General features: G+C 69.0%; 22 protein-coding genes and 1 pseudogene. 14 read left to right on the forward strand and 9 right to left on the reverse strand.

Annotated elements, in window-relative coordinates:
* Positions 1 to 14: 14 nt before the first annotated feature.
* Positions 15 to 540: pseudogene (locus tag ACFFGH_RS05495) on the reverse strand (DUF3224 domain-containing protein).
* Between ACFFGH_RS05495 and ACFFGH_RS05500 the strand changes: the two are divergent.
* From ACFFGH_RS05500 to ACFFGH_RS05535, 8 genes are all read left to right on the forward strand, one after another.
* Positions 539 to 1,180, forward strand: a complete 642-nt coding sequence (locus ACFFGH_RS05500) for a histidine phosphatase family protein (protein WP_386665593.1) — start codon at positions 539 to 541, stop codon at positions 1,178 to 1,180. The pseudogene ACFFGH_RS05495 and the gene ACFFGH_RS05500 overlap by 2 nt on opposite strands.
* A gap of 68 nt (positions 1,181 to 1,248) precedes the next feature.
* Positions 1,249 to 2,511, forward strand: coding sequence for a bifunctional tetrahydrofolate synthase/dihydrofolate synthase (folC, locus tag ACFFGH_RS05505; protein ID WP_386665596.1), 1,263 nt, complete (start codon positions 1,249 to 1,251; stop codon positions 2,509 to 2,511).
* 82 nt (positions 2,512 to 2,593) lie between these two features.
* Entirely contained in the window at positions 2,594 to 3,631 is a 1,038-nt protein-coding gene (locus ACFFGH_RS05510) for an SPOR domain-containing protein (protein ID WP_386665598.1), read from the forward strand.
* Between the two features lie 17 nt (positions 3,632 to 3,648).
* On the forward strand, positions 3,649 to 4,239 hold the full coding sequence (locus ACFFGH_RS05515) for a CvpA family protein (protein ID WP_386665600.1): 591 nt from the start codon (positions 3,649 to 3,651) through the stop codon (positions 4,237 to 4,239).
* Positions 4,240 to 4,332: 93 nt separating this feature from the next.
* A complete protein-coding gene (gene purF, locus ACFFGH_RS05520) occupies positions 4,333 to 5,805 on the forward strand; it encodes an amidophosphoribosyltransferase (protein ID WP_386665603.1) in 1,473 nt (490 codons plus the stop codon).
* Positions 5,805 to 6,158: a ribonuclease E inhibitor RraB gene (locus tag ACFFGH_RS05525; protein WP_386665606.1), complete on the forward strand. Its 354-nt coding sequence runs from the start codon at positions 5,805 to 5,807 to the stop codon at positions 6,156 to 6,158. Before purF ends, ACFFGH_RS05525 begins: the two co-directional genes overlap by 1 nt.
* Complete coding sequence (locus ACFFGH_RS05530; protein WP_386667395.1) at positions 6,125 to 6,988, forward strand: ferritin-like domain-containing protein; 864 nt, start codon at positions 6,125 to 6,127, stop codon at positions 6,986 to 6,988. The genes ACFFGH_RS05525 and ACFFGH_RS05530 overlap by 34 nt, the downstream gene beginning before the upstream one ends.
* A 62-nt stretch (positions 6,989 to 7,050) precedes the next feature.
* Positions 7,051 to 7,473, forward strand: a complete 423-nt coding sequence (locus ACFFGH_RS05535; RefSeq protein ID WP_386665609.1) for a COG3650 family protein — start codon at positions 7,051 to 7,053, stop codon at positions 7,471 to 7,473.
* A 23-nt stretch (positions 7,474 to 7,496) separates the two neighbouring features.
* On the opposite strand, the gene lpxH is transcribed toward ACFFGH_RS05535, so the two are convergent.
* Positions 7,497 to 8,246, reverse strand: coding sequence for a UDP-2,3-diacylglucosamine diphosphatase (lpxH, locus tag ACFFGH_RS05540; RefSeq protein WP_386665612.1), 750 nt, complete (start codon positions 8,244 to 8,246; stop codon positions 7,497 to 7,499).
* A gap of 221 nt (positions 8,247 to 8,467) precedes the next feature.
* Between lpxH and gltX the strand changes: the two genes are divergently transcribed.
* Both gltX and ACFFGH_RS05550 read left to right on the forward strand, forming a co-directional pair.
* Positions 8,468 to 9,874, forward strand: a complete 1,407-nt coding sequence (gene gltX, locus ACFFGH_RS05545) for a glutamate--tRNA ligase (RefSeq protein ID WP_386665615.1) — start codon at positions 8,468 to 8,470, stop codon at positions 9,872 to 9,874.
* Positions 9,875 to 9,897: 23 nt separating this feature from the next.
* Complete coding sequence (locus ACFFGH_RS05550) at positions 9,898 to 10,389, forward strand: transcriptional repressor (RefSeq protein WP_386665618.1); 492 nt, start codon at positions 9,898 to 9,900, stop codon at positions 10,387 to 10,389.
* Between the two features lie 282 nt (positions 10,390 to 10,671).
* On the opposite strand, the gene ACFFGH_RS05555 is transcribed toward ACFFGH_RS05550, so the two are convergent.
* Entirely contained in the window at positions 10,672 to 12,852 is a 2,181-nt protein-coding gene (locus ACFFGH_RS05555) for a TonB-dependent receptor (RefSeq protein ID WP_386665621.1), read from the reverse strand.
* A 78-nt stretch (positions 12,853 to 12,930) separates the two neighbouring features.
* Between ACFFGH_RS05555 and ACFFGH_RS05560 the strand changes: the two genes are divergently transcribed.
* Positions 12,931 to 13,326 carry a MerC domain-containing protein gene (locus ACFFGH_RS05560; protein WP_386665624.1) on the forward strand — a complete coding sequence of 132 codons (396 nt, stop codon included), beginning with the start codon at positions 12,931 to 12,933 and terminating at the stop codon, positions 13,324 to 13,326.
* 82 nt (positions 13,327 to 13,408) lie between these two features.
* The gene (locus ACFFGH_RS05565; protein WP_386665627.1) at positions 13,409 to 13,597 is read left to right on the forward strand and encodes a 30S ribosomal protein THX; all 189 of its coding nucleotides are present in this window, start codon (positions 13,409 to 13,411) and stop codon (positions 13,595 to 13,597) included.
* 62 nt (positions 13,598 to 13,659) lie between these two features.
* Here the strand turns inward: ACFFGH_RS05565 and ACFFGH_RS05570 are convergent, their stop codons facing one another.
* From ACFFGH_RS05570 to ACFFGH_RS05580, 3 genes are all read right to left on the reverse strand, one after another.
* A complete protein-coding gene (locus ACFFGH_RS05570; RefSeq protein ID WP_386665630.1) occupies positions 13,660 to 14,859 on the reverse strand; it encodes a dipeptidase in 1,200 nt (399 codons plus the stop codon).
* A 118-nt stretch (positions 14,860 to 14,977) separates the two neighbouring features.
* On the reverse strand, positions 14,978 to 16,207 hold the full coding sequence (gene hutI, locus ACFFGH_RS05575; RefSeq protein WP_386665633.1) for an imidazolonepropionase: 1,230 nt from the start codon (positions 16,205 to 16,207) through the stop codon (positions 14,978 to 14,980).
* Positions 16,188 to 16,376 (reverse strand): hypothetical protein, encoded by a 189-nt coding sequence (locus ACFFGH_RS05580; RefSeq protein WP_386665636.1) that lies wholly within the window; start codon positions 16,374 to 16,376, stop codon positions 16,188 to 16,190. Before ACFFGH_RS05580 ends, hutI begins: the two co-directional genes overlap by 20 nt.
* Positions 16,377 to 16,719: 343 nt before the next feature.
* Between ACFFGH_RS05580 and ACFFGH_RS05585 the strand changes: the two genes are divergently transcribed.
* Positions 16,720 to 17,985, forward strand: a complete 1,266-nt coding sequence (locus tag ACFFGH_RS05585) for a formimidoylglutamate deiminase (RefSeq protein WP_386665639.1) — start codon at positions 16,720 to 16,722, stop codon at positions 17,983 to 17,985.
* Positions 17,986 to 18,148: 163 nt separating this feature from the next.
* Here the strand turns inward: ACFFGH_RS05585 and ACFFGH_RS05590 are convergent, their stop codons facing one another.
* The 3 genes from ACFFGH_RS05590 to ACFFGH_RS05600 form a co-directional block, all read right to left on the reverse strand.
* Entirely contained in the window at positions 18,149 to 18,721 is a 573-nt protein-coding gene (locus ACFFGH_RS05590; RefSeq protein ID WP_386665641.1) for a methylated-DNA--[protein]-cysteine S-methyltransferase, read from the reverse strand.
* Entirely contained in the window at positions 18,718 to 20,271 is a 1,554-nt protein-coding gene (locus tag ACFFGH_RS05595) for an AlkA N-terminal domain-containing protein (protein ID WP_386665644.1), read from the reverse strand. Before ACFFGH_RS05595 ends, ACFFGH_RS05590 begins: the two co-directional genes overlap by 4 nt.
* Positions 20,272 to 20,368: 97 nt before the next feature.
* A complete protein-coding gene (locus ACFFGH_RS05600; RefSeq protein WP_386665647.1) occupies positions 20,369 to 21,604 on the reverse strand; it encodes an alkaline phosphatase family protein in 1,236 nt (411 codons plus the stop codon).
* A gap of 388 nt (positions 21,605 to 21,992) precedes the next feature.
* Here ACFFGH_RS05600 and ACFFGH_RS05605 point away from each other — a divergent pair, with 388 nt between their 5' ends.
* Positions 21,993 to 22,352, forward strand: a complete 360-nt coding sequence (locus ACFFGH_RS05605) for a hypothetical protein (protein ID WP_386665650.1) — start codon at positions 21,993 to 21,995, stop codon at positions 22,350 to 22,352.
* Positions 22,353 to 22,426: the final 74 nt, after the last annotated feature.

Consider the following 22,426-nt stretch of genomic DNA (forward strand, 5'->3'; position numbering starts at 1 on the left):
TAGGCAGCGTGGCGCTAGGTCGTAGCAGCGCCTGCGAGCGTGTACTCGAACACGTAGAAATGCCGGCCCTCGCGGATGTCAATGTGCAGGCGGCCGCGCAGGCCCGCGAGTTCGCCGATGCCGGTGCCCGGCACCAACCGACAACGCGCCTTCGCCGTTGACCATCGCACCGCTGTGCTGCAGCACGAAGCTGCCGTTGCGGCCGTGCAGGCGCCCATCCACGCGCTCGATCGCGACGTATCCGGCCGACCCCGGCACCGCGGCATTGCCCGCGCTCAGCATCTCGACCGTGCTCGTCGCGTCCAGGTCGCCGTGGAAGCGCTTTTCATAGCGGGTGCGGGCGAGCATCACGCCATCGCGGTCGTCGTATGGGGGCTCGCGTGTCGCGCTGAGTTCGAAGCAGCCCTCGGCCTGCTGGTGCATGCGGCTGTCCTGCGCGGGTAAAGCGCGATCGTTCCACAGCCGCGGCGTCATAGCCACGTGCCCGTTATCATCGGGGCACCGCGCGAATGCAGCGCTTCTACGTGCCGAAACCGCCATGCGAATCCTGCTTGCCCGCCACGGAGAAACGCCGTGGAACGCCGAAGGCCGCTACCAGGGGCAGGAGAACATTCCACTGTCGCCGGTAGGCCTTGCCCAGGCGCGTTCGCTTGGTGAACGCCTGCGTGGCGTGCCAATCACGCGCGCGGTTGCGTCCCCATTGAGCCGGGCGCGCCACACCGCCGAGCTCGCACTCGGCGAGCGCGACCTGCCGCTGACGCTCGACCCGGGCCTGATGGAAATCGCGCATGGCACCTGGGAAGGGCTGCTCGCCAGCGAGATCCGCGAGCGTGATCCGGCGCTGCTGCAGGCATGGCGCGATACGCCACACGAAGTGCTGATGCCGGGCGGTGAGTCGCTGCAGCTCGTGCTCGACCGCGCCTGGCCTGCGCTCGAGCGCGCCTGTGACGGACTCGGCCAGGACGACACGCTGCTCGTCGTCGCGCATGACGCGGTCAACCGAGTGCTGCTGTGCCGCATCCTCGGCATGCCGCTGGCGCAGCTGTGGAGTTTCCGGCAGGCGCCGACCACGCTGAACCTGCTCGAGGGCGCGGACGTGTCCTGCCTCGAGGTCGTCAGGCTCAACGACTGCACGCACCACACCGCGCTGTTCGGCGAGGCAGTGCACCGCGCGCTGTGACCCGCGGCCGGGTCACATTGCCGGCCGCCGCTGCCGGATAATGCCCGCCCGTCCGTCGCAGAACGCAGATGTCCCGAACGCTCGCCGAGTGGCTCACCTACATCGAGCGCCAGCACCCGAAGTCGATCGACATGGGGCTGGAACGCGTGCGCGACGTCGCGACCCGGCTCGGCCTTGGCCGCCCGGCCGCGCACGTCGTGACCGTCGGTGGTACGAACGGAAAAGGCTCGACGGTCGCGTTCATCGAAACGATCGCACGTGAGGCCGGTCTGCGCGTCGGCGCCTACACCTCGCCGCATCTGCTGGCCTACAACGAGCGTGTGCGCATTGATGGCGAGGATGTCGGCGACGCGGCGCTGGTCGAAGCATTCGAAGCCATTGAGGCCTCTCGCGCGGGCGTCACCCTGACCTACTTTGAATACGGAACGCTTGCGGCGCTGTGGCTGTTCGAACGCGCCGCGCTCGACATTGCCGTGCTCGAGGTCGGGCTCGGCGGGCGGCTGGACGCGACGAACATCGTCGATGCCGATGTGGCCGTGATCACGACTGTGGACATCGACCATCAGGAATACCTCGGGCCGGACCGCGAGGCGATCGGGTTCGAAAAAGCCGGCATCGCACGCGCGTGGAAACCGCTCGTACTCGGCGACGACGATCCGCCGTCCAGCGTGCTGCGACGCGCGTACGCGATCGGCGCCTCGGCGGTGCGGATCGGTTGCGATTTCTTTTTCGATGCGGCCGGGGACGGCTGGCGCTGGCGCGAGGTCGGCTGCGAATTCGAACTGCCGCTCCCTCAGCTGCAGGCACCGGCACAACTGCGCAATGCGGCGGTTGCGCTTGCCGCGCTGCGCTCGCTCGACATCGAACTACCCGAGTCCGCAATCGCGCGCGGTGTGGCTCATGCGCAGGTGCGCGGCCGACTGCAACGCTTCGAGCGCGACGGCGTGGATGTCGTGCTGGACGTCGCCCACAACCCGCAGGCGGCGCGGCAGCTTGCCGACTGGCTCGAGCGGTCGCCGCCGGTTGGTGAGGTGCACGCGGTATTCGCCGCACTTGCAGACAAGGATGTGCAGGCCATCGTGGAGGCGCTGGCGCCGCATGTCGCGCATTGGCACCTGGCGGGGCTGGAGGGGCACGGGCCTCGTGGGACCGGCGTGGATGCGCTGGCCGAACGGCTTGGCGCGACGCCTGCGTGCAACGGAACGCGGCATGTCGATGTCGCGGCGGCGCTGTCGGGCTCGCTTGCCGCGGCGCGGCCCGGCGACCGCGTGATCGTGTTCGGTTCGTTCCACACGGTCGCCGACGCGCTGGTGCAGCTGGGCGCAGGCTGAACCTGACGGCGCGCGCCCCGGGGGCGGGGGCACACGCGCGTATAATTCCGCCCACGTCACGCCGGTCGCGTTGCGAGGTCCGATGGAAACCGCACTCAAACAGCGCCTCGTCGGCGCGATGGTCCTGGTTGCGCTCGCGGTGATTTTTCTGCCGATGCTGATCAAGGGCCCGGCGCCGGAAAGCGGCGTCGCCGACGTCTCCCTCGAGGCGCCCGAACCACCCGAGGCCGGGCTTGAAACGCGCGAGCTGCCACTGGACGCACCGTCCGCGGACGCGGCTGCCGGCGTGTTGCCGGCCATGCCGGCGCCGGCTCGTCCCGCCGAGGTCGCTGCGCCGACCACCGGCATGATGCCGCCAGCTGCAGGGGCCGGAAACTACGCGGTGAGCTTCGGTAGCTACGCGACGCCGGGCGATGCCGAGCGCGTCGTCGCTGCGCTGAAGACCTCGCAGCTGCCGGGCTATCACGAGCCCGTGCAGGGCAACGGCGGCCGCACGCTGCATCGCGTGCGGATCGGCCCGTATGCAAGCCAGGCTGAGGCGGAATCCGCGCGCCTGCGTGCGGCGCATGTGCGCGACGATGTCGGTTCGAAGGTGCTGGTGCTCGACGCCGGTGCGTCGCAGCCGGCCGCTGCCACTGTCGCGGCCGGTGATGCAGGGACGGTGCCGCAGGCGACGACGCCCAACAGCCGCCCGCAGCCGATGGCACCGTCGGCATCGGTTTCGACCCCCGTTGCATTGTCGACCTCGCGCCCGGCCGAGCCGGTGGCCCTTCCGGATGCGACGGCCAAGGCCAAGCCTGCGACGGCCGAGCCCAAACCTGCGGAGCCCAAGCCGGCGCCGGTCGTGCAGAGCCAGCCCGAGCCGCCGCGCGCGGCGGCAAGCGGCGTCGGTTTCGCGGTGCAGCTCGGCGCATTCGGCAATGCCGAGGAAGCCGCCAAGCTGCGCGATCGCGCGCGCGCGGCCGGCTTCAGTGCATTCGTGGAGCAGGTTCGTACCGACAAGGGCACGCTCAACCGTGTGCGGATCGGCCCGGTCGCTGATCGCGGCGAAGCCGATCGCCTGCGCACCCAGGCGTCCGCGCAGCTCGGCGTGAGCGGCCTCGTACGGCCGCATCCCTGAGCCTGCAGGCCGAGCCGATGAGCGCGCCCGACTGGATGCTGCTTGGAATCGTCGTGCTGTCGGCCGTGTTCGGGCTGATGCGCGGATTTGTCGGCGTCGTGGTATCGCTGGTGGCGTGGGTGTTGTCGGGATGGGCGGCGCTGCGTTTCGGAGGCGACGCTGCGGCCTGGCTTGCGGACCCGTCGGTCCCGACCGCAACGCAGGTGCTCGCCGGCCACGCGCTGGCGTTCATCGCAGTACTGGTGGTGGTCAGTCTGGTCGGCTGGCTGGTGCGGTGGGTGATGAAGTCGGCTGGCCTGAGCGGTATCGACCGGATGCTCGGGCTTGCGCTCGGCCTCGTGCGCGGCGGTTTCGTCGCCTGCGCGCTGGTGCTGTTGTTCGGCTTGACGTCGATGCCGCGCGAACCCGAGTGGCAGGCGTCGCAGATTGTTCCGGTGCTGGTGCCCGGGGCGCAGGTGCTGCGCGGCTGGTTGCCCGGCTGGGTGGCATCACAGGTCGACTTCGGCTCCCATGAGGCTCAGGGTGTAGGTGTCGTCCGTCCGCAGGTCGGTGCGTCGATACCGACACCGCGCCCGTTGTCATCGCCGCCCGGCGCGTCACGCGGCTGATTGCAGGTTCGCGTGGTTGGTTTTGCCCGCGTCCGGATTCCGCCGGCCGCGGTTCCATCGTTCCGGTTTCACTGATTCCAGGCAGGTTCTTCCATGTGCGGCATTCTCGGTATCGTCGGAAACACGGATGTGGCGACGCAGCTCTACGACGGACTGACCGTGCTCCAGCATCGTGGGCAGGACGCCGCCGGCATCGCGACCGCCGACGGCAATCGGGTGCGTGTCCAGAAGGGCAACGGCCTGGTCAGCGAAGTGTTCAACGAGACCTCGATGCAGCTGCTGCAGGGCCGCTTCGGCGTCGCGCACTGCCGTTATCCGACGGCCGGCAGCGAGGGCTGCGACGAAGCTCAGCCGTTCTACGTGAACTCGCCGTACGGCATTGCGCTTGCGCACAACGGCAACCTGATCAACACCGAAGCACTGCGGCGCGAGGTGTTCGAGCAGGACCGCCGCAACATCAACACCGACTCCGATTCGGAAGTGCTGCTCAACGTGTTCGCGCACGAGCTCGACACGCAACGTGCGCTCACCCCCGAGTCGGCGTTCAGGGCGGTTGAAGGCGTGCACCGCCGCTGCCTGGGTGGCTATGCGGTCGTCACCGCCGTGCTGGGCCTTGGACTGGTCGCGTTCCGCGATCCCAACGGCATCCGGCCACTCGTGCTCGGCAAGCGCATCACCGCCGGTGCCAACGACGAATACGCGATCGCGTCGGAGTCCGTCGCGCTCGACCTGCTGGGCTTCGAGCGCGTGCGCGACGTGATCCCGGGCGAGGGCATCGTGATCACCGCCGACGGCCAGCTGCACACGCGCCAGTGCGTCGAGCCGAAGGCGTTCGCGCCGTGCATCTTCGAGTATGTCTACTTCGCGCGCCCGGACTCGATGATGGACGACATCTCGGTGCACAAGGCGCGCATGCGCATGGGCCAGAAGCTCGGCGAGAAGATCCTGCGCCTGCGTCCCGACCACGACATCGACACCGTGATCCCGATCCCCGACACCTCGCGCGACGCCGCGCTCGAGATCGCGAACGTGCTCGGCGTGAAGTACCGCGAGGGCTTCATCAAGAATCGTTATGTGGGCCGCACGTTCATCATGCCGGGGCAGGGCGAGCGCGCGAAGTCGGTGCGTCGCAAGCTCAATCCGATCCCGCTCGAGTTCCGCAACCGCGTGGTGCTGCTGGTCGACGATTCGATCGTGCGCGGCACCACGTCCAAGCAGATCGTGCAGATGGCGCGCGACGCCGGTGCGCGCAAGGTCTATTTGGCATCCGCGGCGCCCGCAGTGCGCCACCCGAACATCTACGGCATCGACATGCCTTCGGCGACCGAACTCGTCGCGCACGGCCGCACCGATGAGGAAGTCCAGCAGTTTCTTGGCTGCGACTGGCTGATCTACCAGGACCTGGCCGACCTCGAGGCGGCTGTATCCGGACCGAAGCAGCGCATCGAGCGGTTCGATTCGTCCTGCTTCAACGGCGAATACGTGACCGGCATGGACGCGGACTATTTCGAACGCATCGACAAACTGCGCTCGGACGAGGCCAAGACCACGCGACGGGCCGGCTGATGCGCGAGCTCCGCCGCCAGCTGATCCCCGACGACGACACCGGCGCCGTGTTGCGCCAGATGCTCGACGACGGTGACGACCTCGACCGCGCGCGGCCGATCGATTTCATCTTCGTGTTTCCTGCCGAGGACGGCGCGGCCGGGTTTGCGGCCGCCGCTGGCGCGCTGCCCGACCTCGACGTGAGCGCGCCGGAAGCGGACGACGAAGGCATCTGGGAAGTCGTGGCTACGCGCACGATGGTGCCCGCGCATCGCGCGATCACCGTGCTCGAGGGCGAGCTGACCGCACTTGCGCAGGTGCACGGTGGCTTCCCTGATGGCTGGGCCTGCCCGCCGGCCACCGATCCGGAGTAAGTGTGGACGCGTGCCTGCACGCGGCGGCGTGGCGCTGCCTGCGTGCCGCATCGCCGGATGACAAGCTTGCGCGCACGTTCGAGGCATTCGAGCGCTTCGAGCGCGGTGAGCTGACCGCGGATCCCGCAGCGCCACCGCCGGAGCCGATCCGCATGCCGGGGCGCCCCGAGCGGCCGCGGCTCGTCCACCCGCGCGAATTGCCGCGACGCGGGTTCGGCAGCACGGAAGGTCGCGCGGCATTCGTGCACGCCATCGCGCATATCGAGTTCAATGCGATCGACCTTGCGTGGGATGCGGTGTACCGGTTCCGCGGGCTGCCCGACGCGTTCTATGCCGATTGGGTGTCCGTCGCGTTTGATGAGGCGCGGCACTTCGCGATGTTGCGTGAGCGGCTGCAGCAGCTCGGCCACGACTACGGCGATTTCGACGCACACAACGGCCTGTGGGAAATGGCCGAGAAGACCGCACACGATGGGCTGTCGCGTATGGCGCTGGTGCCGCGCGTGCTCGAGGCACGCGGCCTGGATGTCACGCCCGGCATGATCGTGAAACTGCGCGCGCTGGGCGACGATGCGACCGCGGACATCCTCGAGGTGATCCTGCGCGAAGAGGTGGGCCATGTCGCCGCCGGTTCGCGCTGGTTCCGCTGGTATTGCGAGCGCGCCGGTGTGGATCCCGCGCCGCGCTTCCGCGAACTGCTTGCCGAGTACGCGCGTGCGGTGCTCTACGGCCCGTTCAACCTCGAGGCGCGCAGCGCGGCCGGCTTCGACGACGACGAGCTGGCGCAGTTGCAGGCCGTCGCCGGTCTCGACGCCCTCACGAGCCGTTGATGCCGGCTCGGCGACGTCAATGCGTCGCGCGGCTGGGGCCGCCCACGATGCGTCGGGTTCCGGTGTTCATCGGCGCCGGCGCGCTTTGCATGGCGGGCTTACTGACAGCGTGCACATCGGCGCGATTCAGCGACCACCCTCCGCCCCCGGTTGCTGGCGCGTCCGACGACGGACGCGCGGCCAAGCTGGCGCCGCCGCAGCGCCTGCTGGCCCGCGGCACCGAGCCGTTCTGGCTGGTTGAGGTCGAACGCGAACGCTTGCTCTGGAAGACGCCTGAACAACCCGAAGGGCGCTGGTTGTCTGCGGAGCGCCACGTCGGCGCACGGAGCGCGCGTTACAGCGGCCACGACGGAGCAACGGCGTTCGCGCTCGAGATCACGGCTGCGCCATGCTCCGACGGCATGTCCGATCTCGCGTATCCGTTTACCGCAGTCTGGTTCTACGGCGCAGCCACCCAACGCGGCTGCGCATTGCCACGGGACTGATGACGGCGGACGGCCGCCGGCGGTCAGCCGGCGTCGGACGTCCCGATCGGAAGGGCCGCGAGCGCCGCGCCGCGCGCATCGATACGCAGCACCGAACCCTGTTCGTACCAGTCACCGAGCACGATGCGCCGGCACTCGCGTCCGTCGACCGTCAGCTCGTGAATCGCGGGCCGGTGAGTATGGCCGTGGATCAGCGTGTCGATACCGAAGCGCGCAAGCGTCGCCTGCACCGCATCGGGTGCCACATCGGTGATCGACCCCATGCGGTCCTGAAGGCCGGCCTGGTGCGCACGGCTTGCCGCGCGGGCCTGCGCTGCAAATGCCAACCGCGCTTCCAGCGGCTGCGCGAGGAACCGCGCCTGCCATTGCGGGTCACGCGTCTGCGTGCGGAACGCCTGGTAGGCGCTGTCGCCGGTGCACAGCGTGTCGCCGTGCATCAGCAGCAGGGGCCGGCCTTCGACGACAACCACGGCGGGGTCGGGCAGGAGCGTCATCCGGGCGCGACGGGCGAACTCCGCGCCGAGCAGGAAATCCCGATTGCCGCGCATGAAGAACACCGGCACGCCCGCATCGGCGAGTGCGCGCAGTCCGTTTGCGACGCGCGCGCCGGTTTCGGAAGGATCGTCGTCACCGACCCAGGCCTCGAACAGGTCGCCGAGGATGTAGAGCGCGTCGGCCGAGCGGGCCTCGTCACGCAGGAAGCGCAGGAAAAGATCGGTCACCTGCGGCCGCTCGGCGTCGAGGTGCAGGTCGGAGATGAAGAGGGTCGTCATCTACGAATTGTAGAGCCGGGCGGCATGCCGGCCGCAGAGCATTGCCGCAAGCGCAGCAGTTCGCATTGTGCCCCGTGAGCTGGTTGCAAACCCGTCGCGCGCGGATTGCAGGAATCGCCGCTGATCGCTGACCTTCGCCCGCCGGGTCAGCGGCAGAGCGGACGGCTCCGGTAAAATCCCGCGTCCGGGATACCGACGTATCCGCCATCGCATTCCGCCTCATGACCTGCCGCACCCGCTTCGCTCCAAGCCCCACCGGATACCTGCACATCGGCGGCGCGCGCACCGCGCTGTACTGCTGGCTGGAAGCGCGCCGGCGCGGCGGGCAGTTCATCCTGCGCATCGAGGACACCGACCGCGAGCGCAGCACGCAGGCGGCGATCGACGCGATTCTCGAGGCGATGCAGTGGCTCGGCCTCACATATGACGAGGGTCCGGTCTACCAGACCCATAGGCTCGAGCGTTACCGCGAGGTCGCCGAGCAGATGATCGCTGCCGGAACCGCGTACTACGCATACGAGACGAAGGAAGAGCTCGAAGCGATGCGCGAAGCGGCGATGGCTGCGGGCGAAAAGCCGCGCTACAACGGCGCCTATCGCGACCGCAATGAAGGCCTGCGCGAAGATCCGAACCGCGTGATTCGCTTCAAAAATCCGCTCGACGGGGTCGTCGCGTGGGACGACAAGGTCAAAGGCACGATCGAGATCGCGAACAGCGAGCTCGACGATCTGGTGATCTTCCGTTCCGACGGCTATCCGACGTACAACTTCGCGGTCGTGGTCGACGACCTGGACATGGGCATCACCGACGTGGTGCGTGGCGACGACCACGTCAACAACACGCCGCGCCAGATCAACATCTACCGCGCACTCGGCGCACAGGTGCCGCATTTCGCGCACCTGCCGATGATCCTCGACCCGGAAGGCGCAAAACTGTCCAAGCGCACCGGCGCGGCCGACGTCATGCAGTACCGCGACGAAGGCTACCTGCCGCATGCGCTGCTGAATTACCTCGTGCGCCTTGGTTGGTCGCATGGCGACCAGGAGATCTTCTCGATCGAGGAGATGACGCGCCTGTTCGATCTGAAGGACGTCAATTCCAAGGCCTCGCGGCTGGATCCGGCCAAGCTCGGCTGGCTCAACCAGCAGTACCTCAAGAGCGACGAGCCGGCCGACGTCGCGAAACACCTCGACTGGCATCTGCGCAACGAAGGCTTTGATGTCGCGAACGGCCCGGCGGCGGCCGACATCGTGGTTGCGCTGCGCGATCGCGTGCAGACGCTGAAGGAAATGGCGGCGCGTGCGCGCGTCTGGTTCGAGCCGCTCACGCAGTACGACGATGCGGCCGTTGCCAAGCACCTCACCGCCGCGGCCCGCGCTCCGCTTACCGAGGCGCGCGAGCGTCTTGCGAAGCTCGCGACCTGGTCGGCCGAGAGCGTGTCCGCGGCGCTGCATGAAACCGCCGAAGCCTGCGGCGTCGGCATGGGCAAGGTCGCGCAGCCGCTGCGCGTGGCGATCACCGGCACGCAGGTCAGTCCGGACATTTCGCACACGGTTTACCTCGCAGGTCAGGCCGAAGCGGTAAAGCGCATCGATGCCGCGCTCGAGCGCGTGCCTGCCGCGGCCTGAGCCGGCCGGCGCTGGAGAAGACGATGGCCGAGCAGGGGCGCTGCACCGATCCGCATCACCACGTGCACGACGGCGATGCGTTCGTGCACGAGGTCGAGCGTGCGTGCGAGCAGCGCGGCCTGCGGCTGACGCCGATCCGCGCACACGCGCTGAGGCTGATCGCCGATGCGCAGCGGCCGCTGAAGGCGTACGAGCTGCTCGACCAGATGAAGGCCACGCATGATTCGGCGGCGCCGCCGACCGTGTACCGCGCGCTGGATTTCCTGCTCGAGCACGGCTTCATCCACAAGCTCGCATCGATCAACGCATTCGTCGGCTGCCACCATCCGGGCGCCGATGCACATGCGGTGCCGTTTCTGATCTGCGATGTCTGCCAGTCGGCGACCGAACTCGAGGACGAACGCATCGTCGCGGCGCTCGATGCGCGTGCGAAGTCGCAGGGCTTCGTGCCGCGTGCGCAGACACTCGAGGTGCATGGCACCTGTGCGCGATGCGTGGCAGCGCGCGTCGATTGAGGGTATTTAGTGCATCCCCGGCCATACGCCGGGCCCGCTCGGGTGCGGTGCAGCGCGTGCTTTCGGTCTCTGCGACTAAGTACGCAGCGATGCCGGATGGCCCGTGCAGCTCTTCGTGATCTGGCGAGGCGCCACGCTGGTGAAGGCGATTCAGCAATCCCTTCGCGGCTCATGCGCGTGTCTCCCCAGGCGAACAGGAATTAGCCAGCGACGGTAGTGCGGACGGCTGACGCCGGGCATCGCGCACGGCGCCTGATGCAGTAGTAGCCTTGCGCTGGCCGGTTAGAAAAACACCCGTACGCCGAACGCAAAGCCTCGGCCCGGCAGCGGCGCAAGATCCTTCAATACCGACGTGTGCACGCGCGCCTCTTCGTCGAGCAGGTTTCGGCCGTCGAGGAACAGCTCCCACGCTGTGCCGCCGGCAGTGTCGTGGTGCCACGCAAAATGCGCGTCCACCAACGTGTAGCCGGGCGTTTCGGTCTCGAACTCGGCCACGTCGTCCTGCCGCGCATAGCGCACCGCGCCCAGCGACGCACGCCACGGACCGCGTTCCCAACGCAGTTCGCCACCGAGGCGCGCCGGCGCGATGCGGGGCAGGTTGCCTTCAAGCGCGAGTTGGGCGGTGAACTGCTCGACTTCGCCCTCGAGCGGCACGTTGACCACGACCTCGCGCGATCCGCGCCCGTCCAGCCGGCCGCGCACGACATCGCCGAACACCCGCGCCGCCCAAGCACCCGAGTCGTTCTCGGCAAACATCCAGTCCAGCTGCGCTTCCGCGCCGTCGAATCGCGCATCGGTCTGGCTCCACAGCCGCACCGGCGCCTCCTCGTCAATGCCGGTCTCGGCGAGGTAGACGAAGTCGTCATAGCGCACATGAAATACAGATGCGGCGAACTTCAGCGGGCCACGGTGCCAGTGCAGTCCAAGCTCGGCGCGGTTCGCGGTTTCGACGTCCAGGTCGGGCGAGCCGAGTTCGATGCTGCCGGTCGCGACATGAAACCCGTTCGAGTACAGCTCCTCGGCCGTCGGCGAGCGCTGCGCCCGGTCGAGGCCGAGCGAGAGGTGCAGGCCGGGGTTGATGTTCCATCGCGCGGCGGCGGAGACGCTGGTCGTGTCGAAGCGGCGGCTGGGGCCGATTGCTTCCGCCGCGTCGACGTCGATGCGGTTGCGGTCGTGCCGCGCGCCGAGCTCGGCGGCGATGGCGCCGAAGTCGCGCCGACCGATCCAGAACACGCCGGTATCGCGGGATTCCGACCCTGGCACGAATGCTTCCTCGCCGATCGCGAGGAAGTCGCGATCCGACCATTGCAGCCCGAACGCGCCATCCCAGCCCACGAATGCACGGTGCAGAAGTTCGAGGCGGCCTTCGACCGTGTCGTTGTCGAACACGGTGCCGACTTCCTCACCCTCGAACTCGGTGTGCGTATAGACGGTGCGCGCAAGCTTCACGCGCGCGGACTCGAACACGCCGGCCTCGTCGAGGCCGCCGCGGACCTCGGTGCGTCGCTGGTCGAGCACGATGCGGACGGCTTCCTCGCCATGGCCCTCTTCATCGAGGCCTGCTTCCGGGTCGGCCTCGGCGTCGTGTTCGTCCTCGACGCCATGCGCATGGCCGGGAATGCCGTAGCGGGTGTTGTACAGGCTCTGGCTTGCGCCGATGAAGCCCCGATCGCCGACCCAGGACAGGCCGAACGCGGCCGCGTCGGTGCGCAGCGTGCTGTTGGGCAGCACGCCGAATGCACCCAGCTCTTCTTCGCCTTCCTCTTCTTCCTCACCCTCGTGTGCCGCGTGGTTCTCGGCGAAGCCGGGGATCTCGTAGTCACCGGTCTCGCGATGCAGCGCGTCGACGTGGAACGCCAGGTGACCCGAGGCCGTGGTGCCGTCGAGCCGCATCATGCCGGTGCGCTCGTCGTTGACCGTACCGGCGCGCAGTTCCGCGCGGCCCTGCAACGGCTTGTCGGTCGGCTGTTCGTGGATGCGCCCTTCGACTACGTTGACCGCGCCACCGATCGCGCCACTGCCGTAGAGCAGCGTTGCCGGGCCCTTGAGCACTTCGATCTGGTCGGCGAGGAACGGCTCGATGCTGACTGCGTGGTCCACGCTGACGGTGGAGACGTCGCCCGAGCTCAGCCCGTCGCTGAGTACCTGCACGCGCGCGCCCTCGAGGCCGCGGATCACCGGCCGGCCGACGCCCGGGCCGAAGTACGAGGACTGCACGCCGGGCAGGCGGCTGACCGTTTCGCCCAGGGATGCGGCCTTGGCCTCGTCCAGACGTGGCCCGGCAAGCACATCGACCGGACGCGTGAGCTCCTCCGCGCTGGAGGCAAAGGGCGAAGCCTTGACCTGCACCCGGTCGAGCTCGGTCGGGTCGTCGTGGTCCGGGTGATCCTGTGCACCGGCCTGGGGAAGGGCGGCAAGCAGCGCGATCAGCAGGGCATGGCGGCGGAGTCGAAGGGCTTTCATGGGGGATGGCGTCTACATCGTGGTCACCTGGAGTAATGTTATATTGTTTCAATAATGCTCGCGCATAGCCCGCACGTCATGCCCCAGCCAGACAGCACACTCCGCAAAGCAGACCGCGTTGGATTCGCCGCATCGCTGCTGTGCGCAATCCATTGCGCGTTGCTGCCGCTTGCGCTCGCCACGCTGCCGGCGTTCGGCCTGAAGCTGGGCGGCTGGCTCGATATCGACCAGGCATTCGTGGTGTTCGCGTCCCTGCTGGGTGCCACGACGCTCACGCTCGGCTACCGCCGTCACCGCGCGTTTCGTGCCTGGGCGCTGCTTGTGCCAGGTGTCGTGCTGGTGTGGCTGGGCTCGTTCACCCCACTGCACAGCCACAGCGTCGGGCACACGGTGCTGATGACGGTCGGTGGGCTGGCGCTCGCAGGCGCACACCTGGTGAACCTGCGCCTGAGCCACCGCGCCGCGACCGCCTGAGCGCTGCCGCGGGTGCATGTGCTAGGCTTCGCGGCTTCGCGCCAGCGCGCGACCAGATCACTACGGATTCAGGAGCACCACGATGGGTAAGGGCGACCGCAAGACTGCCAAAGGCAAGCGCTACAACTCCAGCTACGGCAACGCCCGCAGCAGCTCGGCCGTGACCAAGGCTGCCGGCACCGCCGCGGCGCCGGTTGCGAAGAAGAGCACCAAGACCGTCTCGAAGGCTCCGGCCACGAAGAAGGTGGCGGTCAAGAAGGCTGCCGGCTAAGCCGCGGCATTTTCCTACGCTGTTCCGGAAAGCCCCGCGCATGCGGGGCTTTTTGTTTGGCGTCAGCGCTGCGCGCGCGACTCGACCTCGCGCCACACCCGCAGCAGGTTTTCCCCGAGCACCTTGCGGATCGTCTCGTCCGAATGCCCGCGCTCGCGCATGCCGGCAACGAGGTTCGGATAGTCGGCCACCGTGCGCAGCCCCTCGGGCAGGGCGCCGCCGACGCCGTCAAAGTCCGAGCCGATGCCGACGTGGTCGGCGCCGAGCGTCTTGACCGCGTAGTCGATCTGGTCAAGCACCTGGCCGATCTTCGTGGCGGGCTTCGGATGCGCCGCGTCCCATTCGTCGTCGAACTGGGCGACCGTCTTTGCCGGCGTGCCGCCGCGTTTGACCACCGTGTCGTGTTCGCGCTGGAACTCGGCCAGCGCCTTGAAATACGCGGTGGTGTCGGCAGCCGCGCGCGCATCGATGAATCCGCTTCCGAACACCAGCTGCACCACGCCGCCGTTCTTCGCGACGGCACGGCCGAGCTCGTCGCTGAGGTTGCGCTCGAAACCCGGCGTGAAGTGGCGCAGTCCCGAATGACTGGCGATCACCGGTGCCTTGCTGATGCGCAACACGTCGCGCACCGCGTCGTCCGACAGGTGCGAGACGTCGACCATGATGCCGAGCCGGTTCATCTCGGCCACGACCTTTTCGCCGAACGGACTCAGGCCGCCCCAAGGGCGGCCGAGCGAATACGAGCCGTCGGCAATGCGATTGCTGTGGCTGTGGGCAAGCGTGATGTATCGCACCCCGCGTTCATGGAACACGCGCAACTGCTCGAGGTCGTCACCGATCGGCGCGCCGTTCTCCATGCCCAGTGCGAGCAGCACTTTCTGGCCGGGCTTGAGCCTTTCGACATCGCGCGGCGAGCGCACCAGTTCGAAGCGGCCCGGGTGGCGCGCGGCCAGCGCCTCGACCGAGTCAATCTGCATATGCGCCTTCTGCCGGGCGATCCCCGCCACGTCATCCTCCGGCGAGGTGTAGATCGACATGAATGCGACATCGAGGCCGCCTTGGCGTGCGCGTGGGTAATCGAACTCGACGCCGGGCTGATCGACGCCGAGATCGCGCCATTGCTTCGACAGGGCGCTCGGCGCATCGATGTGGGTGTCGACGATCATTGTTTCACGCGCGAATTGCTGCGCAGGCGAAAGCGGCTCGTCGGCGTGCGCGGCGGTAGCGATCAGCAGGGCGGTGCAGGCGAGGATCAGGCGCATGGACGGGCTCCGTTCGACAGACCGCGAGCATAGCCTGCACCTGGTGCAGCCGCCGGCATCGCACGCGGCTGCAGTCGGTAGCGCTGCAGCGACGGCGCGGCGTGATCCGACGGTACGACTAAGCCAGGCGAACTCCGCCGACGTACACCGCTTCGGCGAGATCGCCACCAAGCCAGTAGCAGAGCTCAGCGGGATGGCGTACGCGCCACTGCACGAAGTCCGCGCGCATGCCGACGCGCAGCACGCCGCGATCGGTAAGACCCAGTGCGCGGGCGCCGTGCACGGTCGCACCGCGCAGCGCTTCGGCCGGGGTCAGGCGGAAATGCGTGCAGGCCAGTTGCATCGCCTGCCGCAGCGACTGCAGCGGTGAGGTGCCCGGGTTGCAATCGGTGGCAACGGCCATCGCGACGCCGTGCTCGCGGAATGCGTCGAGCGGAGGCAGCTTCGTTTCCCGCAGCACATGGAATGCGCCTGGCAACAACACGGCGACGACGCCATGCGCAGCCATCGCGCGCACGCCTTCGATGCTCGTGTGCTCGACGTGGTCGGCCGACAGGCCTCCGAACTCGGCCACGAGCATCGCGCCGCCGAGGTCGCTGAGCTGGTCGGCATGCAGCTTGACCGGCAAGCCGAGCGCGCCCGCGGCTTCGAACACACGCCGGGTCTGTGCGGGTGAAAAACCGATGCCCTCGCAGAATGCATCGACCGCATCCACCAGACCTTCGTCGTGCAGCCGCGGCAACCAAGCGGCGACGGCTTCGACGTAGTCGTCCGCGCGGCCCGCGTACTCCGGCGGCAATGCATGTGCGCCGAGGTAGGTCGTCGACACCTGCACGCCGAGTTGCTGGCCGATGCGTCGCGCGACCCGCAGCATCCGGCGCTCGCTGTCGAAGTCGAGCCCGTAGCCGGACTTGATCTCGACCGTCGTGACGCCGTCGCGCATCAGCGCACGTGCACGCGGCAGCGACTGCGCGAGCAGAGTGTTCTCGTCGGCTTCGCGAACAGCCCGCACGGTCGAGACGATGCCGCCGCCGCTGCGCGCGATTTCTTCGTAGCTCGCGCCCTGCAGGCGCAGTTCGAACTCGCGTGCGCGGTCGCCCGCGAACACGAGGTGGGTATGGCAATCAACCAGGCCCGGGGTGATCCACCCGTCCGCCTCGATCACCTCGTCGGCAAGGTCCCGGGCGTCGCCCGGCAGCGCCGAGCGCGGCCCGACGAAACACAGCCGGCCGTCATGCCAGCCCAGCGCCGCGTCGGCGATTTCACCGTAGCCTTCGGTCCCTTGGAGCGTCGCCAGCGATACACCGACGACCAGCCCATCCCAGCGCTCAGTCACCGCTGCCTGCATCCCCGGCATCGGCGCCGACACATGCGAGGACAACTCCGCCCGAGACGTCAGGCCGTGGCGCTACCTCCGCCGCCTCCTGGCTCGCGGCGCGATGCATCAGGTACGCGAACAGGCCGATGAGCCCGGCGCCGAGCACGGTAAGCGTGATTGCACTGATCAACGGTGTCATGGATAGAACCCCCGGAGTGACGGCCGGGACCCCCGCCCCGGCCGATGGCTGCACGTCAGTCTGCGATGGCAGCCGTCAGCGGGCTGTCCTGCGGCGGAAGGCGACGTTCGATGGCTGACTGCCGGACCGGCCTGGAGCCGGCGCCCGATGCGGCGCCTTGCCTGCATCCGGATCGCGCCGCTCCTGCGGTGACGCCTGCGCGTCATCGGTGTGGACCTGCTTGGACCCGGATGGAGCAGGGCAGCATGCACGGCCTCGTATTGGTCGACAGGCGCGCCGTGCTCCCCCAAGTCCGGCGTGCGCCGGTAGCCTAGCGCATTCCCGGCTCGGCCCGCATCCGCCCATGACCCAGAAAAGATCCCCTGTCGACACGGTTGTGATCGACGACCACGAACGCTGGCGGTTGCCCGGCATCGCGAACCTGCACTCGCATGCGTTCCAGCGCGCGATGGCCGGGCTGGCCGAGCGGCGAGGCGAGGGCGCGGCCGGCGAGGACAGCTTCTGGACCTGGCGCGAGACCATGTACCACTTCGCGTCGCGCTTCGACCCGGACACGTTGCACGCGGTCGCCGCGCAGCTCTACGTGGAGATGCTCGAAGCCGGTTACACGACGGTCTGCGAGTTCCACTACCTGCACCACGCGCCGGACGGCCGCCCGTATGACGATCCGGCGGCGATGTCGAAGGCGCTGCTCGCGGCCGCGGCCGATACCGGCATCCGGATCACGCTGCTGCCGGTGCTGTACATGACCGGCGGCTTCGATGGGCGCGCACTTGCCGAGCGCCAGCGCCGCTTCGCGCACGGCATTGAGGACTACCTCCGCCTGCTCGAGGCGCTGCGCCCGGCAGTGAGCGAGACGGTGCGCATCGGTTGCGCGCTGCACAGCCTGCGTGCGGTGCCGGCCGAGGCGATCGGTGCGGTGGTCGGTGCGCTGCCGCAGGACGCGAGGGTGCACGTGCACATCGCCGAGCAGACGGCCGAGGTCGACGAATGCGTGGCCCATCGCGGCGCGCGGCCGGTGCAATGGCTGCTGGACCACGCGCCGGTCGACCCGCGCTGGACGCTCGTGCACGCCACGCATCTGGACGATCGGGAAGTCGCGGGAATTGCGCGGTCGGGTGCCACGGTCGCGATCTGCCCGACCACCGAGGCGAACCTCGGTGACGGGTTCTTCCCGCTGCGCGACTACCTCGATGCGGGTGGTCGCTGGGGTATCGGATCGGATTCGCACGTGTCCGTGTCGCCGGTGGAGGAGCTGCGCTGGCTGGAGTACGGCCAGCGCCTGCGCTTTCGCCGCCGCAACATTGCCGCGACCAGCGCGGTGCCGAGCGTCGGCGAGACGCTGCTTCAGGGCGTGCTGGACAGCGCGGCGGAGTCGACCGGATTTGCCGACACCGATGCGGACCGCGTCACGCTCGATGTGTCGGCGCCGCAGCTGGCGGGCGCGACCGGCGCCGACGTGGTCGATCGCTGGATCTTCAGCGGCAACCGGCCGCTCGTCGATCGGGTCGAGGTGGGCGGAAAGCCCGTGGTCAGCGGTGGGCGGCATCGGTCGCGCGACGAGGTCGCGATGCGCTACCGCGAAGCCATGCGCACGCTGCTGGGGTAGACCGCGAAGCAGATTGCGAAGCGGCGGGCGTTGCGAAGCTGGCAGGCGCGGCAGCGTCATGCAGGCCCGAGCGCGCTTGCGCCGAGTGCGAGTTTTGCGGTGAGCAGGTCCACGTCCGCGACGCGAACTCGCGGCGAAAAGGTCTGAATTCGCGCCGCGCGAGCTACGCGGCGAACAGATCCGCCTTCGGCCAAGCACCTTCGTGCGTGAGCAGGAACCGCTTCGTATCCAGCCCGCCGGCGAATCCCGTCAGGCTGCCGTCGGCGCCGATCACGCGATGGCAGGGCACCACGATCGGCAGCGGATTGCGGCCGTTCGCGGCGCCGACCGCGCGCGAGGCGGTCGGCCGGCCCAGGCGCATGGCGAGCTGCGCGTAGCTCGCGGTCTGGCCGAACGGGATCTCCGCGAGCGCCTGCCACACCATGCGCTGGAACGCCGTGCCCTTCGGCGTCAGCGGCAGTTCGAATACCCGGCGCGTGCCTGCGAAGTATTCGCGCAATTGCGTGCAGGCGGTATGCAGCACCTCGCATGCGCGGCATCCCGAGCTATCTGGTGCGTCCGAGCAGCAAGCGTAGGCATCGCCCGAGGCGCGTCCGCTATCGGCGGCGATGGGATCGGACCCGGGAACCGACGCCGCCCGCTGCGCAGTCGGGAAATGGATCGCGTCGAGCCCATCTTTGCTGGCGACAAGCCGTAACGAACCGATCTGGCTGTCGAGTACGGCGGAGCAGGTCATTGCAGCGTCCTCCTGCGGGTTGGTGCGCGCGTGGCGCGCGCGGCTTCGCGCGCCGCGGCATTGCGTGCCGCCGCGTCGCGCCAGAGGTGAATGACCGTATAGGCGCGCCACGGCCGCCAGGCTTCGGCGACCGTGCGCAGCTGTTTCGCTGTCAGCGCCGAGCCGTCGAGGCTGGCGACCCTCTGCAGCGCGAGGTCCTCAGCCGGGAATGCGTCGGGATGGCCAAGCGCACGCATTGCGATGTATTGCGCCGTCCACGGGCCAATGCCGGGCAGGGCGACCCAGCGCGCCGCGAAGTCGTCGAGTGTTCTTTCCGGGCGGAAATCGACGCGGCCGTCGAGCAGCGCGCGCGCGACCGTGCGTACCGCATCGGCGCGTGCACGGGGCAGGCCGATCTGCGCAAGGTCGGCATCCGCCAGCGCATCGGGCGTCGGGAAGAGGTGCGTCAGCCCGCACACGCCGAATGATTCCGGCAACGACTCACCGAACCGCGCCGCGATGCGCGCGGCCAGCGTGCGCGCCGCGGGTACGCTGATCTGCTGGCCGAGGATCGCGCGCACCGCGATCTCGAACCCGTCCCAGCCGCTCGGAAGCCGCACGCCCGGATTTGCCTGCAGCAGCGGCCGCAGGCGCTCGCTGGTCGACAGCGCCGCGGCAATCGCAAGCGGGTCGGCGTCGAGGTCGAACATGCGACGCAGCCGGTTGACGATGCTCAGCAGCCGCGACGGCGGCGCGTTGTGCAGTTCGAGCTTCAGCGCTGGCTCGTCACCGGGCCATGCGCTGATGCGCAGCCAGCCCGGCGGTGAGTGCGCATCGAGTGGTGCGATCACGCGCTGGTAGCTGTCGGCTTCGACGATCTCGACGCCCGGCAGTGATCGATCGCGCAGGAACGCGAGCATTCCTGCCAGGTCATAGGGCGGCCGGTAGCCGAGGCGTAGCGTCAGCGTCTCGTCGGTCTGCGCCCGGGGCGAGCGGCGCAGATCGCGCGGCGCCATGCCGTACGCCTCGCGGAATACCGTGTTGAAGCGGCGCAGGCTGCCGAATCCGGATGCGAGCGCGACCTCGGTGATCGGCAGCTGCGTTTCGGTCAGCAGCTGCTTTGCGAACAGCAGGCGGCGCGTGCCGTGCACGCCGATCGGCGGCGCGCCGAGGCGTTCGACGAACAGGCGCCGCAGGTGCCGCTCGCCGGTGTCGACGCGGCGCGCGAGTTCGGCGAGCGGCTGGTCGGCCAGAACGCCTTCATCGATGAGCTTGAGCGCGCGCGCCACCGTCGCATCACCGCGGCGCCACGCGCCTTCGGTCGGCGAAAGCTCGGGCCGGCAGCGCAGGCAGGGCCTGAAACCGGCCGCTTCGGCAGCGGCCGCATGCGGGTAATAGACGACGTTCGCGGGCTTCGGGGCCGGCGCCGGGCAGACCGGCCGGCAATAGATGCCGGTGGTTTTCACCGCGGTGAAAAACAGCCCGTCGAAACGTGCGTCGCGGCTCAGCCGTGCCTGTTCGCAGACCTGGGCGTCGGGCGTGGCGGCATGCTGGTCGGAAACGTCTGGCATGCGGTGAGGCTAGCACCGGGCAGCTGACCCGACTGGCCGGATTCGGACATCAATCGAACCGGCGACGAATGCGCCGGATCGCGACGGCGCCCCGGGGTCAGCGCGGAGCGAGGGCGGGTGCGAGCGCTTCCGGGTCGCCGTCGTTCGGTGCCGGCGTAAGGCCGAGCAGCCGGGCCAGCGCCGGATACACGTCAACGTTGTCGATCGCGGGCAGCCGCACGCCATCGTGGAAACCCGGGCCGCGCGCGAGGAAAATCGCCCGCATTTCCGGTGCATGCGGATCGAAGCCGTGCGATCCGCGCGTTTCGCCGGCTGGCCGCTTCTGGATTGCCGCGCGCGTGCCTGCATCCCAGCCGACATCCATCTGGCACACGATTGCGGGCACGCGCGGATGGCGACCGTACTGCCAACGCGCCGGCAGATCGGCCTTGCGCCAGCACTCGTGGTGCGGATGGCGGCCGAGCAGACGGGCTTCGGCCGCTTTGGTGCGTCCGGGCTTTGGCTCGAACCCGACCGACTGGCCGGACGTCACCACGTCGACATCGGCAAGATCGACCATGTCCTCGAGCGCGACGACGTGGCCCGGTTTGACCTCCGCCATGCCATGGTCGGACGTGATCACGAGGTTCACCTGATCCAGCTGGCCACGGGCCTCGAGGCCATCGACCAGCCGGCCGATCATCGCGTCCAGCTTCACCATCGCTTCGCGGGCCTGCGGCGAGTCCGGGCCGTGGTCGTGCGCTGCCTCGTCGAGCGATTCGAAATACAGCGTCGTCATGCGCGGGCGCGTGGATTCGTCCTCGCCCAGCCAGCCGAGCACGCGGTCCACGCGCTCCTGCGCCGGCACGCTTTCGTCGTACCGGCTCCAGCGGGTGGGGCGCACGCCCCCGATCGCCGCTTCGGTGCCCGGCCAGAACATCGCCGCCGTCGGCAGGCCTGCGCGTTCGGCCGTCACCCACAGTGGTTCGCCGCCCCACCAGCGGCTGTCGGTGACGGCTTCGGGCTTGCTGAGCTTGAACGTGCCCAGCGCGGCATCCTGCATCGTGTTGTGGACCACGCCGTGGCGGTCCGGGCGCAGGCCGGTCACCAGCGTGTAGTGGTTCGGGAACGTCAGCGACGGATACGAGGGCGTCATCCATTCGGCGCGTACGCCTTCGCGCGCGATACGCGCGAGGTTCGGCGTCAGGCCGAGGTCGAGGTCCGTTGCGCGGAAACCGTCGAGCGAGATCAGGACGACCGGCGCCGGGGCGGCCGGCTCGTTCGTGGTGGTCGCGCAGCCGGTCGCAAGGGCGAGGGCGAGCAGGGCGGTGATGGGCAGGCGCGGCAACGGCATCGGTCGTGCTTCGAACGGGCGGAGCGTGACTTTAGACGCTGATCGATGACAGCGGGCTTGCCGGGAGTGGAGCGTGCGGACGGGAGCGTCGGCCTGCGTAACGTGTCACTGTCCAGGTCGCCGTCGGGGCGATTGCGGGCAGCCAGTCAGCGTCGCCGTCGGGGCGTCTTGTCGGCCGGAGTTTTTGCCCCCGGCTGCGCGGGTCCGTTTCGCGCGGCCTTGAAGCCGGCTACACGGCCGCATTCGGCCCGAGGCCGGGGCGGCTGCATCGGGCCAATCGCCGCTGAATCCTGCGCGTCGAGTCACCCCGGGTGCATCGGCACGGGCGTATCGTGACCGTGCTGGGCGGGCCGTCCCTCCCGCCGCTATCCGCATCGGAGACTGTGCCGTGAACGCTTCCCTCGCTCGCATGACCCTGCTCGCCGCCCTCGGCGCCTGCAGTTTCGCCGCCGCGGCACAAAGCTCGGTCGGTGTCGGTGTGTCGGTCGACACCGGCACCGCACAGGCCGAGGCCGATACCGCGATCAACCCGCCCGACAAGCCCGCCACGCACCCGTACTGCCTGCGCACCACCGGCTCACGCATTCCGGCGCGTGCCCGCACGAGCCGCGGTGTTGAAGCAGGCAAGCCCGTGCACCACGCCTGCCTGCCGTTGACCGGCCGGGTCTACACGCGCGAAGACCTCCAGCGCACCGGCCAGACCGACATCGCCGACGCGCTGCGCATGCTGGATCCGGCGATCTACTGATCGCGCGGTTTCTGCGGCCTCGGTAAGCGCCCGGCTTCGGCCGGGCGTTTTCGTTTGCGGTATCGGGCGGCTGG

It is taken from the genome of Lysobacter korlensis (assembly GCF_042434515.1).

What these genes read in the sequence shown, in the direction of transcription:
- ACFFGH_RS05500 (WP_386665593.1), top strand. Translation starts at nt 539, where the DNA reads ATGCGAATCCTGCTTGCCCGCCACGGAGAAACGCCGTGGAACGCCGAA.
- folC (WP_386665596.1), top strand. Translation starts at nt 1,249, where the DNA reads ATGTCCCGAACGCTCGCCGAGTGGCTCACCTACATCGAGCGCCAGCAC.
- ACFFGH_RS05510 (WP_386665598.1), top strand. Translation starts at nt 2,594, where the DNA reads ATGGAAACCGCACTCAAACAGCGCCTCGTCGGCGCGATGGTCCTGGTT.
- ACFFGH_RS05515 (WP_386665600.1), top strand. Translation starts at nt 3,649, where the DNA reads ATGAGCGCGCCCGACTGGATGCTGCTTGGAATCGTCGTGCTGTCGGCC.
- purF (WP_386665603.1), top strand. Translation starts at nt 4,333, where the DNA reads ATGTGCGGCATTCTCGGTATCGTCGGAAACACGGATGTGGCGACGCAG.
- ACFFGH_RS05525 (WP_386665606.1), top strand. Translation starts at nt 5,805, where the DNA reads ATGCGCGAGCTCCGCCGCCAGCTGATCCCCGACGACGACACCGGCGCC.
- lpxH (WP_386665612.1), bottom strand. Translation starts at nt 8,246, where the DNA reads ATGACGACCCTCTTCATCTCCGACCTGCACCTCGACGCCGAGCGGCCG.
- gltX (WP_386665615.1), top strand. Translation starts at nt 8,468, where the DNA reads ATGACCTGCCGCACCCGCTTCGCTCCAAGCCCCACCGGATACCTGCAC.
- ACFFGH_RS05550 (WP_386665618.1), top strand. Translation starts at nt 9,898, where the DNA reads ATGGCCGAGCAGGGGCGCTGCACCGATCCGCATCACCACGTGCACGAC.
- ACFFGH_RS05555 (WP_386665621.1), bottom strand. Translation starts at nt 12,852, where the DNA reads ATGAAAGCCCTTCGACTCCGCCGCCATGCCCTGCTGATCGCGCTGCTT.
- ACFFGH_RS05560 (WP_386665624.1), top strand. Translation starts at nt 12,931, where the DNA reads ATGCCCCAGCCAGACAGCACACTCCGCAAAGCAGACCGCGTTGGATTC.
- ACFFGH_RS05565 (WP_386665627.1), top strand. Translation starts at nt 13,409, where the DNA reads ATGGGTAAGGGCGACCGCAAGACTGCCAAAGGCAAGCGCTACAACTCC.
- ACFFGH_RS05570 (WP_386665630.1), bottom strand. Translation starts at nt 14,859, where the DNA reads ATGCGCCTGATCCTCGCCTGCACCGCCCTGCTGATCGCTACCGCCGCG.
- hutI (WP_386665633.1), bottom strand. Translation starts at nt 16,207, where the DNA reads ATGCAGGCAGCGGTGACTGAGCGCTGGGATGGGCTGGTCGTCGGTGTA.
- ACFFGH_RS05580 (WP_386665636.1), bottom strand. Translation starts at nt 16,376, where the DNA reads ATGACACCGTTGATCAGTGCAATCACGCTTACCGTGCTCGGCGCCGGG.
- ACFFGH_RS05585 (WP_386665639.1), top strand. Translation starts at nt 16,720, where the DNA reads ATGACCCAGAAAAGATCCCCTGTCGACACGGTTGTGATCGACGACCAC.
- ACFFGH_RS05590 (WP_386665641.1), bottom strand. Translation starts at nt 18,721, where the DNA reads ATGACCTGCTCCGCCGTACTCGACAGCCAGATCGGTTCGTTACGGCTT.
- ACFFGH_RS05595 (WP_386665644.1), bottom strand. Translation starts at nt 20,271, where the DNA reads ATGCCAGACGTTTCCGACCAGCATGCCGCCACGCCCGACGCCCAGGTC.
- ACFFGH_RS05600 (WP_386665647.1), bottom strand. Translation starts at nt 21,604, where the DNA reads ATGCCGTTGCCGCGCCTGCCCATCACCGCCCTGCTCGCCCTCGCCCTT.